This is a genomic window from Pseudonocardia sp. N23, from assembly GCF_002583555.1.
Classification (GTDB): domain Bacteria; phylum Actinomycetota; class Actinomycetes; order Mycobacteriales; family Pseudonocardiaceae; genus Pseudonocardia.
The window spans coordinates 396,849-414,136 of sequence record NZ_BEGX01000052.1 but is presented as its reverse complement, the minus strand read 5'-3'; the positions used below and the strand labels follow the sequence as shown (position 1 = coordinate 414,136).

The following is a 17,288-nucleotide window of genomic DNA, read 5'->3' as shown; positions in this document are numbered from 1 at the left end:
AGTGCCACTCGGCGAAACGCGCTCGAATGGAGGGCACAAACTCGCCCTGATCGTGTCAAGGTGAGGCTGTCACCCGCCGAAGAGGAGGGTGACACATCACCCGGCTGCAGGAAGCTGCAGGAAGGAATCGTCGTGACGACGGTACTCATCTGCGACGATCGTCGCAGCGTCCGCGAAGGTCTTACCCGCGTGATGTCCGCGGTGCCGGGGGTGCACCGGATCGACTGTGTGGCTCATGGCGACGAGTTGCTGGCCCGGTTCTCCCGGCAGCCGGTCGACGTCGTTCTGGTCGGGACCCAGCGTGCGGTTCCCACCGGGGTGGAGGCGACCCGACGACTGGTCGCCGCCCACCCACAGGCCAACGTGATCGTTTTCGGCGCCCCCGACGACGCGGGCAGCATCGCCGCGGCCATCGCGGGCGGCGCACGCGGCTATCTCCGCTGGGACGCGTCCCGGCCGGAGCTCGTCGCGGCCCTCGCCCACACACTGGCCAGCACCGCGGTCCCGACACCGCGTACCCCGGCCGACCCGGGCGTCCAGCTCACCGAGCGCGAGCTGCAGGTGCTGCGTGGGATGAGCCAGGGCAAGAGCAACGGCCAGATCGGCCGCGAGCTCTACCTCTCGGAGGACACCGTGAAGACCCACGCGCGGCGGTTGTTCCGCAAGCTGGGTGTTCGTGACCGCGCCCAGGCCGTCGCGCACGGCTTCCGTCGCGGCCTGGTGTCCTGACGTTCGTCCGCCGAGAGGCGGTCGCCCGGTACCCCCTTGCCGGGCACCCGGTCGTCGTGCCGGACCCCGAACCGGTACGCGACCACGACGGACGTTCGGCGCCCCCCTGGTGTCGCCGCTGATCGTTCCGTCCCGGGCGTTCCGCGTGGCCGGCTCGAGTTCCCGCCCCAGAGGGCTCGATCCGGGTCGTGGCACGTCCCCTCGCTCCCCGCGGGTCGCCGGGTCACCCGGCGACCCCGGTCGTGGCCTTCTGTCGCCACGGCCGATCCCGGCCAGCCGGGCGCCGGGTCCGACGCGTCCTCCCACCGCCGGCGCCGCAGCAGCGGTCCGACCGCCTCGAGCGCCGCGTGCGCTCCGTCCACTGTGCGTACACTGTCGACGCGGTCGCCGCCACCTTCTGTCGTCGCGCGCCGTGTCCTGTGTCTCAGTCCTGTGTCTCGGTCCTGTGTCTCAGTCGTCTGTCTCCGGGGCCGCTGTGCCGGGCCGGCTGCACCCCGCCGACGGTCGCGCTCCGTCGCCCACGACGAGCCGCCGGTCGACTCCGCCGTCCCGCTCCGGCCCTGCCCCACGACCGTCGTCGCGGAGCGTCGTGACCCGCCGGTTGATGTGCCCGTGTCCGTTCCGGGACCCCGTGACCGCTCTTCGATGACTCCGTACGGTGGAGAGATCAAGACCGAACGGCGGCGTCGCTCGGGAGAATTGCGCCACTCGGCGGCGTGACCTCTCGGCGTCGTCGCTCGTTCGCACGATCGAGGCCTTGCCCGCAGTTCGAGCCCGGGCTTCGCTACCGTGTTCGTTGCAGAGGACTGATTACGACACTGTCCGTAGTCGTCCTCACCGAACGGATGATGTCGACCATGTTGCGTAACACCCGGAGCACGGCCTGCGATGAGTGAACCGACAGACGTTCTCGACGAACTCGTGGCATCTGCGATGGCAGGTGACCGACGAGCGGTCGAACGTGTGCTGGCCATCATCCGGCCGCTGGTCGTGCGCTACTGCCGCGCACGGCTGGGTCGGGTGGACCGATCGTCCGTCTCGGCGGACGACGTCGCGCAGGAGGTGTGTCTGGCCGTGCTGACGGCCCTGCCCGGCTACCGGGTCCAAGGGCGGCCCTTCCTCGCATTCGTGTACGGCATCGCGTCACACAAGGTGATCGACGCCCACCGGGCCGCCACCCGCAACCGTTCCGAACCCGTCGCTGACGTGCCCGACGGCATGGAGGTTTCCGACGGACCCGAACAGCGCGCACTGCGCGTCGAGCTGTCCGGCGAGATGGCCAGGCTGCTCGAGGTGCTACCGGAGAAGCAACGCGAAATCCTCGTGCTGAGAGTGGTTGTCGGACTCTCGGCGGAGGAGACGGCGGAAGCCGTCGGATCCACACCGGGCGCCGTCCGCGTCGCCCAGCACCGCGCACTCGCCCGATTGCGCAAGTCGATGCCCGAGGAGGAGGTGGTCTAGACATGAGCGATCGTGAACACGGCGGTCCCGAGGAGACCCCCCGCCGCGGCCGTCACCGCCGCCGTCCCGACGGCGCAGCGCCGGGTACCCCGCACAACGGTGTGCCCTTCGAGCCGCGCGACGGGGGTCCGCAGGACCGCTGGCAGCAGCCCCACCCGGGTTCCCCGCAGCCAGGTGGTTCGTGGCAGCCCCCGGTCGACGGGAGCCACGGCGACGGCCGCCACGTCAACGGCGGCCCGGTCAACGGCAACCGCATCAACGGCAGCCCGATCAACGGCAGCCCGGTCAACGGCAGCCCGGTCAACGGCAGCCACATGAACGGCAGTGTCAGCGGCAACGGTGTCCCGGCGATGGGCCGGCCCCTGCCGCCCCGGGTCCCGCAGCCCGCGACCACGCCGGTGGCGGGTGCCGAGGAGGCGCCCGACCTGATGGCAGTGCAGTCCGACGACGCGCTCATCGACGCCCTGTCCCGCGGCTACGGCGGCGGTGGGGGCGGCGGGGGCGAGGACGACCGGATCGCCGCGATGCTCGCCGTCTGGAAGGCCGAGGTCGACGCCGACCCGATCCCGGAGCTCGTCGACACCGACACGGCGCTGGCGACGATCATGGCCGTCACCGGTGGCCCGATCGACGTCGACACCACGGTCTTCCCGGTCGTCAGGCCCGGGGCCGACCTCGTGGCCACCGGCCCGCAGGGCGCCGTCGGCGGTGACGGCCCGGCGCAGGACTCCGGTGGCACCGTCACGCCGATGCGGCCGAGCAGGCGTCCCGGCAAGCGGGCCCGGCACCTGGTCCCGCTCGCGGGTGCGGCCGCACTGATCGTCGTCGCCGTCACCGGTGTGTCGATCGGGGCGCACGGGGCCCAGCCCGGCGACGCGCTGTTCGGCGTCACCCAGGTCCTCTACACCGAGACCGCGCAGTCGCGGCAGGCCGCCGTCGACGCGCAGGCCGGCATCGTCGCGGTCAAGGAGTCGCTCGCCGCGGGCGACACGAGCGGCGCGGCGCAGCAGCTCACCACGGTCGAGCAGCTGATGCCGAAGGTGAAGCCCGAGGACGGTGCGCCCGTCCTGGAGGCCAACCAGCGGTTCCTGACGGCGAAGCTGCAGGAGACGCCGGCGGGTCAGAAGGCCGATCCCGAGGCGCCGTTGCGTGACGGCACCCCGGCACCCGAACCGCCGAAGATCCCCGGCAAGCCGAGCACGCCGACCTCACCGTCCGCGCCGCCCGGCGGTTCGGTGACGTCGACACCGACGGCGCCGCCGACCACGTCGGAGCCGCCGCCGTCGACGACCACGTCGCCGACGACGACCCAGTCGCCGTCGGGGACGGTGAAGCCGACCTCGGAGGGTCAGCCCGACTCGTCGTCGACGACGTCGGGGATGGGCTCGACCGTCACCTCCGACCGCACCCCGGTGACGCCGCCCAGCTGAGCACGGCACGACGACGCCGTACCGATCGAGGAGAAGGCCCCCACCCGGACCGGGTGGGGGCCTTCCCGCGTGTCAGGGGCCGGGCTCAGTCGTCGCTGATCGTGGCGTCGGCGTAGCCGCGGCAGTACTCCCACGTCACGTAGTCGGACGGGTCGGGATCGAAGGCGGGCTCGTGCGGGCGCATCTGGCCCTCGTCGAGCAGCTGCTGCAGGCTGGCACGCAGGAGGCGCCACTCGTGGAAGTGCTGCTCGCCGCAGTCGCCGCAGTCGACGACTATCCCACGCACCCCACGGCACTCCAGGAGCGCCTGGTAGACGGCGAGGTCGGCGAGGTCGGCCACGACCTCCTCGCGTTCCTGCGTGCTGAGGTCGTCGTGGTCCGCCGCGTCGTCGAGGGAGAGGGCGGGATCGTGCGGATCACCCGCGAAGGGATCCGGAGGCATCGCGTCGGCCGACACGCTCGACACCGTACCCCGACGACGCCCGGCGCGTGGCCGGGACGACAGAGACCCGCAAGATCGACGGCCCCCCGATCGGCGCAGGTGCTCCCGGGGTGCGGGTGTGCCGCGCGACTCGTCGGTTCGGTCCCGCCGAGCCGCACGGATACGATGGGACGAAGGGCGGCGCCCGGGCCGTCCGCACGTGCTGACCGGTGAGGGGCTGAACGCCTGCGATGACCACTGAGACCACCGGACTGCCGCCGAAGTTCGCGATGCTGGGTCTCACGTTCGACGACGTGTTGCTGCTCCCCGCGGAGTCCGACGTCGTCCCGAGCGCTGCCGACACCAGCACCTACGTGACGCGACGCGTCAAGATCCAGGTTCCCGTCGTGTCCTCGCCGATGGACACGGTGACCGAGTCCCGCATGGCGATCGCGATGGCCCGCGCGGGCGGGCTGGGAGTGCTCCACCGCAACCTCTCGCCCGACGAGCAGGCCGCGCAGGTCGAGGTGGTGAAGCGGTCGGAGGCCGGGATGGTCACCGACCCGGTGACCTGCTCGCCCGACGCGACGCTCGCCGAGGTCGACGCGCTGTGCGCGAAGTACCGGATCTCGGGCGTCCCCGTCGCCGATGCCGACGGGAAGCTCGTCGGCATCATCACCAACCGCGACATGCGGTTCGAGGTCGACCACGACCGCCCCGTCCACGAGGTGATGACGCCGGCGCCGCTGGTCACGGCCCGCGTCGGGGTCACCGCGGAGGCGGCGCTGGGCCTGCTGCGCCGGCACAAGCTGGAGAAGCTCCCGATCATCGACGGTGACGGCATCCTGCGGGGCCTCATCACGATCAAGGACTTCAACAAGACGGAGAAGTACCCGCTCGCCACCAAGGACCCCGACGGGCGGCTCGTCGTCGCCGCGGCGGTCGGTGTCGGCGAGGACGCATACGCCCGCGCGATGCTGCTGGTGGAGGCGGGTGTCGACGTGCTGATGGTCGACACCGCGCACGGTCACTCGCGGCGCGTGCTGGAGACCGTCGCGAAGCTCCGCGCCGAGGTGGGCGACGGGGTCGACGTCGTCGGCGGCAACGTCGCGACCCGGGCGGGCGCGCTGGCGCTGGTCGAGGCCGGCGCCGACGCGGTGAAGGTCGGCGTCGGGCCGGGCTCGATCTGCACGACGCGCGTGGTCGCCGGGGTGGGTGCCCCGCAGATCACGGCCATCTACGAGGCGGCCCAGGCCTGCGCGGCCGCAGGCATCCCCGTGATCGGTGACGGCGGCATCCAGTACTCGGGCGACATCGCCAAGGCCATCGCCGCGGGCGCCTCCAGCGTGATGCTGGGCAGCCTGCTCGCGGGCACCGCGGAGTCGCCGGGGCAGCTGATCCTCGTCGGTGGCAAGCAGTACAAGACCTACCGAGGGATGGGTTCGCTCGGGGCGATGCAGTCGCGCGGCACGGCCAAGTCCTACTCCAAGGACCGCTACGCCCAGGACGACGTCCTCAGCGAGGACAAACTCGTCCCCGAGGGCATCGAGGGCCGGATCCCGTTCCGTGGGCCGCTGTCGCAGGTGGTGCACCAGCTGGTCGGCGGGCTGCGGTCCGGCATGGGCTACGCGGGGGCGCAGACCATCCCGGAGCTGCAGCAGGCCCAGCTCGTGCGCATCACGGCGGCCGGTCTCAAGGAGAGCCACCCCCACGACATCACCATGACCGTCGAGGCGCCGAACTACGCGTCGAGGTAGGCCCGGGGGGTCCGCGACGGAACGTCCGCCGCGGTCCCGGCGCCCGGGCCCATCGACGGCGCCCCATCGGACACCCCCTACCCTGGTCACTCGTGCGTGACCTCGTTGAGATCGGGATGGGCCGGACGGCCCGTCGCAGCTACGACCTGCAGCAGATCGAGATCGTTCCGTCGCGGCGGACGCGGAGCTCGAAGGAGGTCACGCTCGCCTGGCAGCTCGACGCGTACCGCTTCGAGATCCCGCTGATGACGCACCCCACCGACGCGGTCGTCTCGCCCGCCAGTGCGGTGCGGATCGGGCAGCTGGGCGGCCTTCCGGTGCTCAACGCCGAAGGGCTGTGGGCCCGGCACGGCGACGCCGACGCCGCCCTGGAGCGCGTACTCGACGCCGCCGACTCCGGCGACGAGCACGCGGCGATCCGCCTGCTGCAGGAGCTGCACGCCGCGCCGATCCAGCCCGACCTGCTCACCGAGGCGCTCAAGACCGTCCGCGAGGCAGGCGTGACCGTCGCGGTGCGCGTGAGCCCGCAGCGGGCCCGGGAGATCACCCCGACGCTGCTCGCGGCCGGTGTGGAGATCCTCGTCGTGCAGGGCACGATCATCTCCGCCGAGCACGTCTCGCAGGGGGAGCCCCTGAACCTGGGCGACTTCATCAAGGGCCTCGACGTGCCCGTCGTCGCCGGCGGGGTGGGCGACTACCGCACCGCGATGCACCTGATGCGCACCGGCGCGGCCGGGGTCATCGTCGGCTACGGCGAGTCGGCGGGCACCACCACCGACTCCGTCCTCGGCATCGGCGTGCCGATGGCCACCGCGATCGTCGACGCCGCCGCCGCGCGGCGCGACTACCTCGACGAGACCGGCGGACGCTACGTGCACGTCATCGCCGACGGCGGCATGGCCGGCTCGGGCGACCTGGCCAAGGCCATCGCCTGCGGTGCCGATGCCGTCATGCTCGGCGAGCAGCTCGCCGCCTCGGCGGAGTCGCCCGGCGGGGGCCTGTACTGGACCTCGGCAGCCGCGCACCCGTCGCTGCCGCGGTCGGAGATCACCGTGCAGGACACCGGCGAGCGGACGCTGGAGCAGGTGCTGTTCGGCCCGTCGGACAGCCCGTACGGCGACGTCGCGCTCTTCAGCGCGCTGCGCCGGGCCATGGCCAAGACCGGCTACTCCGACCTCAAGGAGTTCCAGAAGGCAGGCCTGACCGTCCGCGGCTGATGTCGCACGCTCGTCGGCAACCATGCGCTCGTCGACGGGAACAAGCGGCTGGGCCGGCTCGCGACGGAGACGTTCCTGTGGATCAACGGCTGGGTCGTCACGGCCGGCGACGACCCGCTGTACGACCTCGTGATCGCCGTCGCCGACGGACGTCTGGACACGGTCGAACCGATCAGTGCCCGACTCGCGGAGATGATCGCCCCGCGTCGACCCTGACCCGAGGCCGGGCCTACTGGTAGGAGCCCTCGACGAGGGTTGCCAGGTTCGCCAGGGCCATGCGGGTGCCGATCTCGTTGTCGGCGGGGGAGACGGCATCGGGGATGCCGTCGTGGGCGATGGTCACCTCGGTGCCGCCGCCGGCGTCGGCGAGCGTCGTCGTCTGGGTCAGGGTGCCTCGTGCCGCGGGGTCGTCGGACTCGAACTCCAGCGCCTCGACGAGCGTCTCCTCGGGGCGCAGCGTCGTGAAGACCCCGTGGTAGGTGTCGGTGTGCGCGTCGGTCTTGCCGGACCCGGCGGCGGGGTCGGTGTAGGTCAGCGAGATGCGGAACCGGCCGCCCTCGCGGGCGTCGAACTCGTGGACCTCGGCGGTCATGCCGTCGGGGACGCGCCAGCGGGCGACGGCCCCGGCGTCGACGAGCGCCCGCCACACCACGGATCGCGGGGCCCGGACCAGCAGGGACACACGGGTCGAGTGCATGCCCGGCACCCTAGGGTCTCACCGGAACCCGGCGACGCGCTCCTCGGTGTCGGGGATCGGGTAGCCGGTGGCCGACTCGTAGGCGAGCCCGTCGGCCAGACCGGCGCCGTCGAGGGCGTGCGCGTAGAGGTCCTTGTAGGCGGCGAGCGAGCCCTGGCTGTTGGCCAGCACCGAGTCGACCAGGTCGCCGACGGCGGAGTCGAGATGGGTCAGCGGTGCCGAGCGGGTGACCATGCCCCACGCCGCCGCCTGCGCCCCGGTGAACGTCGCCGCGGTGTAGGACAGCTGCCGGGCCCGGGCGACGCCGACGAGCCGGATCAGCCGCTGGCTCATGCCCCACGACGGTCGCAGCCCGAACTTGGCGTGGGTGTCGCCGAACTTCGCCTCGTCGGCGGCGACGAGCAGGTCGCAGCCCAGCGCGATCTCCAGCCCACCGGTGAAGCACGCCCCCTGGATGCGGGCGAGGACGAGCTTCGGCATCGACGTCAACCGGGTGATCACGGCGCGGGCGGGGACGTCGAGCACGTCGCCCACCGCGCCGTCGACGATCCGCAGCTGCCCGAGGGCCTTGAGGTCGACACCGGCGCAGAACGCCCGGCCGGCGCCCGTGAGCACGACGATCCGGACGGCCTCGTCGGCGGCGGCCTCGTCGAGCCGGGCGGCGAGGCGGTCGAGCATCTCGGGGGTGAGCGCGTTCAGCGCGCCGGGCCGGTTGAGGGTGATCGTCGCGGTCGCGCCGGCACGGTCGAGGAGCACCAGGTCGTCGGTCATGGTCACACCGTAGGTCGCCGCCCCCGGGGTGGCGGGGGCCACGAACTATCCTTGGGTGGTGCAGCAGCCGACCGTCCTCGTCGTCGACTACGGGGCCCAGTACGCCCAGCTCATCGCCCGCAGGGTGCGTGAGGCTCAGGTGTACTCCGAGATCGTCCCCTCCGACACGCCGGTCGCCGAGATCGTGGCCCGCAAGCCCGTCGCGCTGATCCTGTCGGGCGGCCCGTCGAGCGTCTACGCCGACGGCGCCCCCGCGGTCGACCCCGCCCTGTTCACCGCGGGCATCCCCGTGCTGGGCCTCTGCTACGGCTTCCAGGCGATGGCCAGGGCGCTCGGCGGGGAGGTCGCGCCCGACGGCACCCGTGAGTACGGCCGCACCGAGCTGGCCCTGACGTCGACGGTGGGCACCCTGCACGACGGGCTGCCCGTGAAGCACCCGGTGTGGATGAGCCACGGCGACTCGGTGGTCCGCGCGCCGGAGGGGTTCACGGTCACGGCGTCGTCGGACCGGGTCGCGGTCGCGGCATTCGAGGATGTCGACCGCCGGCTCGCCGGCGTGCAGTACCACCCGGAGGTCGGGCACAGCCCGCACGGCCAGGAGGTGCTCACGCGGTTCCTGCGCGAGGTCGCGGGCGTCGCCCCGAGCTGGACGACGTCGTCGATCATCGACGACTCGGTCGCCGCGATCCGCGCCCAGGTCGGCGACGGGCACGCAGTGTGCGGGCTGTCGGGTGGCGTCGACTCGGCGGTGGCCGCGGCACTGGTGCAGCGGGCGATCGGCGACCGGCTGACGTGCGTGTTCGTCGACCACGGGCTGCTGCGCACCGGTGAGCGCGAGCAGGTGGAGCGCGACTTCGTCGCCGCGACCGGCGCGAAGCTGCACACCGTCGATGTCGCGGACCGGTTCCTCGGCGCGCTCGCCGGGGTCACCGACCCGGAGCAGAAGCGCAAGATCATCGGGCGCGAGTTCATCCGGGTCTTCGAGGCCGCGACGGCCGAGGTCGCCGAGACCGAGCACGTCGGGTTCCTGGTGCAGGGCACGCTCTACCCCGACGTCGTCGAGTCCGGCGGCGGCAAGGGCACCGCGACGATCAAGAGCCACCACAACGTCGGCGGGCTTCCCGACGACATCGAGTTCGCCCTGGTCGAGCCGCTGCGCACGCTGTTCAAGGACGAGGTGCGCAAGGTCGGCGCCGAGCTGGGCCTGCCGGACACGATCGTCGGCCGACAGCCGTTCCCCGGGCCCGGCCTGGGCATCCGGATCATCGGCGAGGTCACGTTCGACCGGTTGGAGACGCTGCGCGCCGCCGACGCGATCGCGCGCGAGGAGCTCACCGCCGCGGGCCTCGACAAGACCATCTGGCAGTGCCCGGTGGTGCTGCTGGCCGACGTGCGCAGCGTCGGCGTCCAGGGCGACGGCCGCACCTACGGTCACCCCGTCGTGCTGCGGCCGGTGTCGTCGGAGGACGCGATGACCGCCGACTGGACGCGCCTGCCCTACGACGTGCTCGAACGCATCTCGACGCGCATCACCAACGAGGTCGCCGAGGTCAACCGCGTCGTGCTCGACGTCACGAGCAAGCCGCCGGGCACGATCGAGTGGGAGTAGCGTCTGGTGAGGGTCACCCGATCAGGCGGGGGCCTGCACCGGGCGGGTGGTCTCCGTCGGCGACGAGTCGAGCGTCGGGCTCGCCCTCGCGACGTCCGCGGCCGGGTGCGGCAGCCGGGCCGGGTCGTCGGGAAGGCGTACCGGGCGGCCGGGCGCACCGGTCTGGACTGACCGCGATGATGGACCCGTGACCACCCCCACAGACCTGTCACCGGAGATCCCCGGCCGGCTCGCGGACGCGCTGCGTTCGGGCCGGTTCGCCGTCACCGCCGAGGTCGGGCCCCCGCGCGGGGCCGATCTCGCGCCGGTCCGCCGGGCCGCGCAGGTGCTGCGCGGCTGGGTCGACGCCGTCAACGTCACCGACAACCAGGGTGCGAACGTGCGGGTGTCGAGCCTCGCCGGGAGCCTCGCGCTGCTCGACGAGGGCGTCGAGCCCGTCATGCAGATGACCTGCCGCGACCGAAACCGGATCGCGCTGCAGTCCGACCTGCTCGCGGCGTCGGCGCTCGGCGTCCCCAACCTGGTGCTCATGACGGGTGATCGGCCCGAGCGGGGCGACCACCCCGACGCCGCCCCGGTGTTCGACCTCGACTCCGGCGCGCTCATGGCCGCCGCCCGCACCCTGCGCGACGACGGCACACTGCTGTCGGGGCGCGCCGTCGAACCGCCGCCGCGCTACCTGCTGGGTGCCGTCGACAGCCCCGGTCCGTCGGCCGACCGCTTCGAGCAGAAGGTGGACGGCGGCGCCCAGTTCGTGCAGACCCAGTTCGTCTTCGACATCGCGGCGTTCGGCGGCTGGCTCGGCCAGGTCCGCGACCGGGGCCTCGACACCCGCTGCGGTGTCCTCGCCGGGGTCGGCCCGATCCGGTCGCTGCGGGCGCTGGAGTTCATGTCGTCGATCCCCGGCGTCGTCATCCCGGAGGCGCTGCAGCGCCGGCTGCGCGGGGTCCCGGCCGACCGGGTCGCGGCCGAGGGCGTCGCGGCGTGCGTCGAGACGCTGCAGGAGCTGCGGGAGCTGCCCGGTGTCGCCGGGGTGCACGTGATGGTCGTCGGCGACGAGCGCGGCGTCCCCGAGATCCTCGAGGCCGCGGGGATGACCCGGGCGTCGTGGGTGGCGCCGACGTCGTGAGTGGCGCCGACGTCGTGAGTGGCGCCGACGTCGTGAGTGGCGATAGTCGCTACAGCGACTATCGCCACTCACAGGGCCGTCCGGTCCCCTGCCGTTCCGCCTTCCCCCGAGGGCGGGACGGCCCGGACGGCCGTTCCGGCGGGCGGCGCCTCCCCTGACGCCACCGTTGTTCTTACTGGTTGCCCCGGCGCAGGCTGCCGACGAGCATCAGCAGCCCGAGCAGGACGGCCGCGCCCGCGAGCACCCACCGGAAGTCGAAGCCGGTCTGCAGCGGGTCGTGCCCGGTCAGCGCGGCGCCCGCGACCCCCAGGCTGAGCAGCCCCACGACCAGGGCGAACAGGTCGGGGAACCGGCGGGTCGTCGCCGGGGTCGGCTTGTCAGCCACGGTGCACCTCCACGTTGCCCAGACCCGCGTGCAGGTACAGGACGATCGGCTTGCCGGAACGGACGCCGTCCGCACCCAGGTCGTCGATCACGTCGACGTGGGCGTTGCTGCCCTCGCTGACCCGGTCGCCGAACTGGACGTGCCCGAGCCCGGCCGAGCCGAACACGGTGACGTCCGCGTTCGCGGGCACCCACACCTCCAGGTTGCCCATGCCCACGTCGCCGCGGGTCTGCACGGGCACGACCTCCGTCGTCGCGGGCAGGGCCGCCCCGTCACCACCGGCCGGCAGGGAGAGGTCCAGCCCGCGCAGGTCGATCCCGACGTTGCCGGCGGCCCGCTCGTAGGACGGCGCGACCGTCTCGATCGACGTCGGCGCCACCTCGGTGCTGCCGACCCCGCCACGCAGGGAGTCCGTCGGGACGTGCATCGCCCCCCATGTCAGCAGGCCCATGATCAGCGCGAACGGGATCAGCCCGCGGCCGGCGCGAAGGAACGCCCCGACGACCAGCCCCGCGCCCAGGATCGCGAGCACGATCGCGAAGAGGGTCGGCAGCGGCACCAGGCTCGCCCCGCCGAGCAGCAGCGCCCCCAGCACCCCGCCGACGACGAGCGCCACGGCCAGCGTGACCGCCGTGACCGGCGCGCGCCGTCGCGGAGCGGGCGGCTCCGGCGCGGGCTGCGGCGTCGGCTCGGGCAGGTCCCACGCGAACGGCGCGGCGCCCAGCGGGTCCCACGCGGGCGGGACCGGCGTCGGCTCACCCGTCACCGGGTCGATGACCGTCGTCGCCTGCTGCGCATCCTGCTGAACCGTCTCGTCGCCGTCCTTGCGGAGGGAGACGGTCGGGGCGGCGTCGTACGCGGCGGCCTGCGGTGTGCTGCCGGGTCCGGCGATGCCACGGGCGCCCCGCGCCCGGTGCAGCAGGAACAGCAGTCCCAGCGCGATGATCGCCGGCCAGATGATGCCGCCGCCGTCACCGAAGACCGCGCCGGTGCCGATGACCGCGGCCACGATCAGCGCGATCAGCAGCCCGGGGTGCGGGCGCTTCCCCGGCCCCTGCGACGACGCGGCGCCGTCGGTCGGGTCGTCCCGGTCCGCCTCCGGCAGCAGGACCCAGCCGGCGATGTAGAGCACCGCGCCGATCCCGTAGATCGCCGCCACCACGAATCCCACCCGCACCAGCACCGGGTCGATGTCGTAGCGGCGGGCGATCGCCGCCGCCACCCCCGCGACCTTGCGGTCGTGACGAGGCCGCGCCGGGCGCGTCTCCCACATCTCCCGCAAGGTCGACTGTACGTCCGTTCCGTTCATCGCCGTTCCCCCTCCACCATGGGCACCAGCGTCCCGCGTGGCGGGCCCGCGCCCATCCGGGACGACCCTGAGGTCCCCCGGAGGTCGTCCCCGATGCCCCGGGGCCGTCCTGCGTGTGACCATGGTGGCGTGAGTCAGCCAGCTGCGACCAGCGGCGCCCCCGGCGCGGCGCGTCCCGGGACCCCCGCCGCGGGTGTCCCGGAACCGCCCGTGCCGACGCGCGGCCCGCTGGAACGCCGCCGATCCGGCCGGCTCGTCGCCGGTGTCGCCGGTGGCGTGGCCGACCACCTCGGCATCGGGGTCCTGTGGGTGCGCGCCGCGTTCGTCGTGCTCGCCGCCATCAACGGCGCAGGCGTCGTCGGCTATGCCCTGCTCTGGATGTTCGTCCGTCAGGAGAGCGCCGACACCGAACGCACCGTCCCGCGCCGTGAACGTCAGCAGGCCATGGGCCTGGTCGCGCTCGGGCTCGGCATCGGGCTCGTCGCCGCGCTGCTCGGCAACGCCGTCATCGGCTGGATCGTCGGGCCCCTCGGAGTCGCCGCACTCGGCGCCGCGGTCGTGTGGCGCGAGGCCGACGAGTCGCAGCGTCGCCGCTGGGCCGCCGGCGCCCGCTCCGGGGTCGCCGGGGCGGCCGGGGGCGGACGCACCGCGCTGATCCGCGTCGTCGCCGGGGCGTTGTTCGTCGCGCTGGGCATCGCGGTGTTCCTGATCGGCAACATCAACCTCGGCCAGGTGCAGTTCGGCCTGCTCGCCGTGATCGCGACGATCGTCGGCATCGGTGTGCTCACCGTCCCGTGGTGGTTGCGGCTGGCCCGCGACCTCGGCGAGGAACGTCGCCAGCGCATCATCGAGGCCGAGCGGGCCGAGATCGCGGCACACCTGCACGACTCCGTGCTGCAGACCCTGGCCCTCATCCAGCGCCAGGCCGACGAGCCCCGTGAGGTCACGCGGCTCGCCCGCGGGCAGGAACGCGAGCTGCGGCACTGGCTCTACGGTCCGCAGGGCTACGGCCGCGGCAGCTCCGGTGGCGGGGTCAAGGCGCCCGCCCTCGACGAGGGTCTCGCCGAGTCGCTCACGAAGGCCGCGGCCGAGGTCGAGGACACCTACGCGCTGACGGTCAGCCCCGTCCTCGTCGGCGCCGACCGCCCGCTCGACGCCGACCTGCGTGCCCTCGTCCTCGCCGCCCGCGAGGCCATGGTCAACGCGGCGAAGCATTCCGGTGTCGACGAGATCAGCGTCTACGTCGAGATCGAGCCCGACGAGGTCAACGTCTTCGTCCGCGACCGCGGCAAGGGCTTCGACCCCGACGACGTCCCCGCCGACCGGCACGGCGTCGCCGGCTCGATCAAGGCCCGCATGGCCCGCCACGGCGGACGTGTCCGGCTGCGCAGCACACCGGGGGAGGGCACCGAGGTGCACCTCGCCATGACGATCACCGAGGCGAGCACGGAGGGCACCGGTGCGCCGGTTCCGGTCCGCACCGCCGACACAGCCGAACGCGCACCGCAGGACCCCGGTCGTGAGACCGTCGACGCGGACGGCTCCGACGACAGGCAGGAGGTCCAGTCGTGAGCGACGAGCAGACCGACATGGGCAGCGGGACCGGCGGTGCCGGGACGACCGGCTCGGGGAAGGATGCGGGGACGCCGATCACGGTCTTCCTCGTCGACGACCACGGCCTCTTCCGGGCGGGGGTGCGCGCCGAGCTCGACCGCGGCGTGCCCGACGTCGAGGTCGTCGGGGAGGCCGGCTCCGTCGACGAGGCCGTCGCCGCGATCCGCCACCTCACCCCCGACGTCGTGCTCCTCGACGTCCACATGCCCGACGGTGGCGGCGCCGAGGTGCTGCGCAAGGTCCGGCCCGAGGCCCCGGGCGTGGTGTTCCTGGCGCTCAGCGTCTCCGACGCCGCCGAGGACGTCATCGCCGTCATCCGGGCCGGGGCGCGCGGGTACGTCACCAAGACGATCTCGGGCCGCGACCTCGCCGACGCCGTCCGCCGCGTCCACGGTGGCGACGCCGTGTTCTCGCCGCGGCTCGCCGGCTTCGTGCTCGACGTGTTCTCCGACCGGCCCGGTGCCGCCCCGCCCGGCGACCCCGAGCTCGACCTGCTCACCCGCCGCGAGCGCGACGTCCTGCGGCTGCTCGCCCGGGGCTACGCGTACAAGGAGATCGCGGGGGAGCTGTTCATCTCGGTGAAGACGGTCGAGACCCACGTGTCGAGCGTCCTGCGCAAGACGCAGCTGTCCAACCGCTACGAGCTGTCCCGCTGGGCGTCGGACCGCCGCCTGGTCTGACACGCACGACACCGCCGAGCTCGACCTGGGACTGGTGCCCGACACCGTCGGAGCAGCATCACGTCGAACTCGGCGGTGGGTGTCCCGGTGGCGGCGGGCGGGTCCGCCGGAGGTCAGCGCGAGCCGGTCAGGCCGCCGACCAGCCCGCCGACGGTTCCGCCCGCAGTCTCGACGAGGCCGCCCGCGGTGTCGCTCACGCCACGGCCGACGGTCTCGACGACCGACTGCTGCGGGCCGCTGTCCGGGGCCGGGTTGGACGGGGTGAGCAGGTCGAGCGCGGGGGCCAGCGGCGGGGCGAGCTGCTTGACCTGGCCGGTGACGGGCGCGAGCACCTGGTTGACCGGCTTGGTGACGGGTTCGGCGATCTTGTTGACGGTGCCGACTGCCGAGCCGAGCGTCTTGCCCAGGCCGTCGCCGAGCCCCTCGACGGCACCGCTCGCACCGTCGGTCAGGGGCTCGAGCGGGGTGTCGGAGCCGACGTCGCGCACGACACCTGCAACCGGGTGGGTCACGCTCGTGACGGTGTCGTCGACGATCGGCGAGTGCTGCGGCTGCCCACTGTCGACGGGGACCTGGCCGCCGCCGTTGCCGCCGGTGCCGCCCGCGTTGCCGCCGGAGCCCCCGACCGGCGGGACGACGACGCCGGTGCCACTGCCACCCCCGGCACCGCCGGAGCCGAAGACCGTGCCCCCGGCGCCGCCTCTGCCGCCGGCGGCCGGAAGGGCCGACGGGAACGCGACGTTCATCCAGGAGGTCGGGGCCGCGACACCGGCGGCGAGGGCGTTGCCCGGGGACGGCAGCGCCACGGAGCCGGAACCGTCGCCGGTCCCGCCGCGGCCGGGGAAGCTGCCGTCGAGCTGATCCTGCGCGGCCGAGGAGTTCGAGGCCGCGTCGGTGAACACGGCTGCGCCGAGGACGCCGCCGATCGTGAGCATGGCCGCGGCGGCCACGGTCATCCTGCGCCGGCCCGAGGCGCGCTCGTCGGCGGCATCGTCGGACGAGCGCTCGACGCGGGAGGCGCGGGGCTTGAGGGGCCGGTCGAACGTGTGCGGGGCGCGACCCTCGCGGCGCATCAGGCTGCCGACGGACACGTAGTCCGGGCCGCGCTGGTCGGGGACGTGGACCTCGTCGGTGGGGTGGCGGTCATCGTCGACGTCGGATGCCGCCCGGGGGGCCGGGACGTTGCGCCGCACCAACTCGGCGACCGTGACGATCTCCGCCTCACGCCGGGACGAACCACGCTGAGCGAACGGGACCACGGTGCGCCGACCTCCTTCGGGTGATTACTTGCAAGGAACACACTTACCGGACCCGCAGAATGTTCACCAAGTGTCATTCGCCCGCTCATCGCTACCGCCCCGGAAGGGTGAATCCCGCTCACCGATGGCCACCGACCGCTGAGCGTTGGTAGCGCTCCGGAGCCGATCACTCACGGGGCGGATGCAGGCACGAACGGCCAGGCAGCGTCACGGATGCGGCCATTCGCCCCCGATCGACCGTGGCGAGGGTCACCTCTCGCCGAGCGGTGCGTCCGAACGGGGCATCGCCGGCGGCGATCAGCCGCGTCCCCCGCAAGACCACCCGTGCGGGGGAGCGGACCCACAGCGACCGAGCGCGGACGTCACGACGACACGAACCGGCCGAACGGCTCATCCGCGCGGACGGGCCGGGGCGGCGGGGTACGGCGGGACCGGTCCCACGCCACGGAGGTGTCGCGCGCCGACGCGGGACCGCGGTTCCCGCGGGACCCCCTAGCGCGGCAGCTGGCCGCGGAACTCGCGCCGCGTCGAGTCGAGCGCGCCCTTGGCCGCGATGCCCGCGCCACCGGCGACGATGATGCCCAGGATGTCGGGGACGACGCCGCCCGTCGTCAGCAGCAGGCCCACGAGCGCGACGAGCGCGGTGCCACCCGCGACCTTCCAGCGGCCGCTCACGTACTCGGCGGTGGCGCCGCCGGACAGGCCTCGCTCCTTGGCGCTCTTGTTCAGCATCGCCAGGTAGCCGACGTGGCCGAGCGCGGCGAGCACGCCGACGAGCGCGATGACGAATGCGACGATGCCGAAGACGGTCCCCATGCCT

16 protein-coding genes are annotated in these 17,288 nt (G+C 73.4%); 9 read left to right on the top strand and 7 right to left on the bottom strand.

Annotation, left to right across the window (positions count from 1 at the left end):
- Positions 1-132: 132 nt before the first annotated feature.
- The 3 genes from TOK_RS15465 to TOK_RS15455 all read left to right on the top strand — a co-directional run bounded on the left by TOK_RS15465 (position 133) and on the right by TOK_RS15455 (position 3,620).
- Complete coding sequence (locus TOK_RS15465; protein ID WP_013677394.1) at positions 133-729, top strand: response regulator transcription factor; 597 nt, start codon at positions 133-135, stop codon at positions 727-729.
- Between the two features lie 888 nt (positions 730-1,617).
- A complete protein-coding gene (locus tag TOK_RS15460) occupies positions 1,618-2,190 on the top strand; it encodes a sigma-70 family RNA polymerase sigma factor (protein WP_098958528.1) in 573 nt (190 codons plus the stop codon).
- Between the two features lie 2 nt (positions 2,191-2,192).
- Complete coding sequence (locus TOK_RS15455; protein WP_098958527.1) at positions 2,193-3,620, top strand: anti-sigma-D factor RsdA; 1,428 nt, start codon at positions 2,193-2,195, stop codon at positions 3,618-3,620.
- An 85-nt stretch (positions 3,621-3,705) separates the two neighbouring features.
- Here TOK_RS15455 and TOK_RS15450 read toward each other — a convergent pair whose 3' ends face one another.
- A complete protein-coding gene (locus TOK_RS15450; RefSeq protein WP_098958728.1) occupies positions 3,706-4,062 on the bottom strand; it encodes a DUF5319 domain-containing protein in 357 nt (118 codons plus the stop codon).
- A gap of 230 nt (positions 4,063-4,292) precedes the next feature.
- Here TOK_RS15450 and guaB point away from each other — a divergent pair, with 230 nt between their 5' ends.
- Together guaB and TOK_RS15440 are read left to right on the top strand one after the other, a co-directional pair.
- Positions 4,293-5,798: an IMP dehydrogenase gene (gene guaB / locus TOK_RS15445; RefSeq protein ID WP_098958526.1), complete on the top strand. Its 1,506-nt coding sequence runs from the start codon at positions 4,293-4,295 to the stop codon at positions 5,796-5,798.
- A gap of 92 nt (positions 5,799-5,890) precedes the next feature.
- The gene (locus TOK_RS15440; RefSeq protein WP_098958525.1) at positions 5,891-7,015 is read left to right on the top strand and encodes a GuaB3 family IMP dehydrogenase-related protein; all 1,125 of its coding nucleotides are present in this window, start codon (positions 5,891-5,893) and stop codon (positions 7,013-7,015) included.
- 229 nt (positions 7,016-7,244) lie between these two features.
- Here the strand turns inward: TOK_RS15440 and TOK_RS15430 are convergent, their stop codons facing one another.
- Together TOK_RS15430 and TOK_RS15425 are read right to left on the bottom strand one after the other, a co-directional pair.
- Complete coding sequence (locus tag TOK_RS15430) at positions 7,245-7,712, bottom strand: SRPBCC domain-containing protein (protein ID WP_098958727.1); 468 nt, start codon at positions 7,710-7,712, stop codon at positions 7,245-7,247.
- Positions 7,713-7,730: 18 nt separating this feature from the next.
- Positions 7,731-8,483 carry an enoyl-CoA hydratase/isomerase family protein gene (locus tag TOK_RS15425; protein WP_141566408.1) on the bottom strand — a complete coding sequence of 251 codons (753 nt, stop codon included), beginning with the start codon at positions 8,481-8,483 and terminating at the stop codon, positions 7,731-7,733.
- 58 nt (positions 8,484-8,541) lie between these two features.
- Here TOK_RS15425 and guaA point away from each other — a divergent pair, with 58 nt between their 5' ends.
- The gene (guaA, locus tag TOK_RS15420) at positions 8,542-10,092 is read left to right on the top strand and encodes a glutamine-hydrolyzing GMP synthase (RefSeq protein ID WP_098958726.1); all 1,551 of its coding nucleotides are present in this window, start codon (positions 8,542-8,544) and stop codon (positions 10,090-10,092) included.
- Positions 10,093-10,279: 187 nt separating this feature from the next.
- Positions 10,280-11,221, top strand: coding sequence for a methylenetetrahydrofolate reductase (locus tag TOK_RS15415; RefSeq protein ID WP_098958725.1), 942 nt, complete (start codon positions 10,280-10,282; stop codon positions 11,219-11,221).
- Between the two features lie 172 nt (positions 11,222-11,393).
- Here the strand turns inward: TOK_RS15415 and TOK_RS15410 are convergent, their stop codons facing one another.
- Positions 11,394-11,606: a hypothetical protein gene (locus TOK_RS15410; RefSeq protein WP_098958523.1), complete on the bottom strand. Its 213-nt coding sequence runs from the start codon at positions 11,604-11,606 to the stop codon at positions 11,394-11,396.
- Complete coding sequence (locus tag TOK_RS15405; RefSeq protein ID WP_172457579.1) at positions 11,599-12,915, bottom strand: PspC domain-containing protein; 1,317 nt, start codon at positions 12,913-12,915, stop codon at positions 11,599-11,601. Before TOK_RS15405 ends, TOK_RS15410 begins: the two co-directional genes overlap by 8 nt.
- A gap of 93 nt (positions 12,916-13,008) precedes the next feature.
- Here TOK_RS15405 and TOK_RS15400 point away from each other — a divergent pair, with 93 nt between their 5' ends.
- Together TOK_RS15400 and TOK_RS15395 are read left to right on the top strand one after the other, a co-directional pair.
- A complete protein-coding gene (locus TOK_RS15400) occupies positions 13,009-14,487 on the top strand; it encodes a PspC domain-containing protein (RefSeq protein ID WP_253258400.1) in 1,479 nt (492 codons plus the stop codon).
- A 17-nt stretch (positions 14,488-14,504) separates the two neighbouring features.
- Positions 14,505-15,209, top strand: a complete 705-nt coding sequence (locus TOK_RS15395) for a response regulator transcription factor (RefSeq protein WP_098958724.1) — start codon at positions 14,505-14,507, stop codon at positions 15,207-15,209.
- Between the two features lie 113 nt (positions 15,210-15,322).
- Here the strand turns inward: TOK_RS15395 and TOK_RS15390 are convergent, their stop codons facing one another.
- Positions 15,323-16,468 (bottom strand): hypothetical protein, encoded by a 1,146-nt coding sequence (locus TOK_RS15390; protein ID WP_098958521.1) that lies wholly within the window; start codon positions 16,466-16,468, stop codon positions 15,323-15,325.
- A gap of 492 nt (positions 16,469-16,960) precedes the next feature.
- Entirely contained in the window at positions 16,961-17,284 is a 324-nt protein-coding gene (locus TOK_RS15385; protein ID WP_098958520.1) for a hypothetical protein, read from the bottom strand.
- Positions 17,285-17,288: the final 4 nt, after the last annotated feature.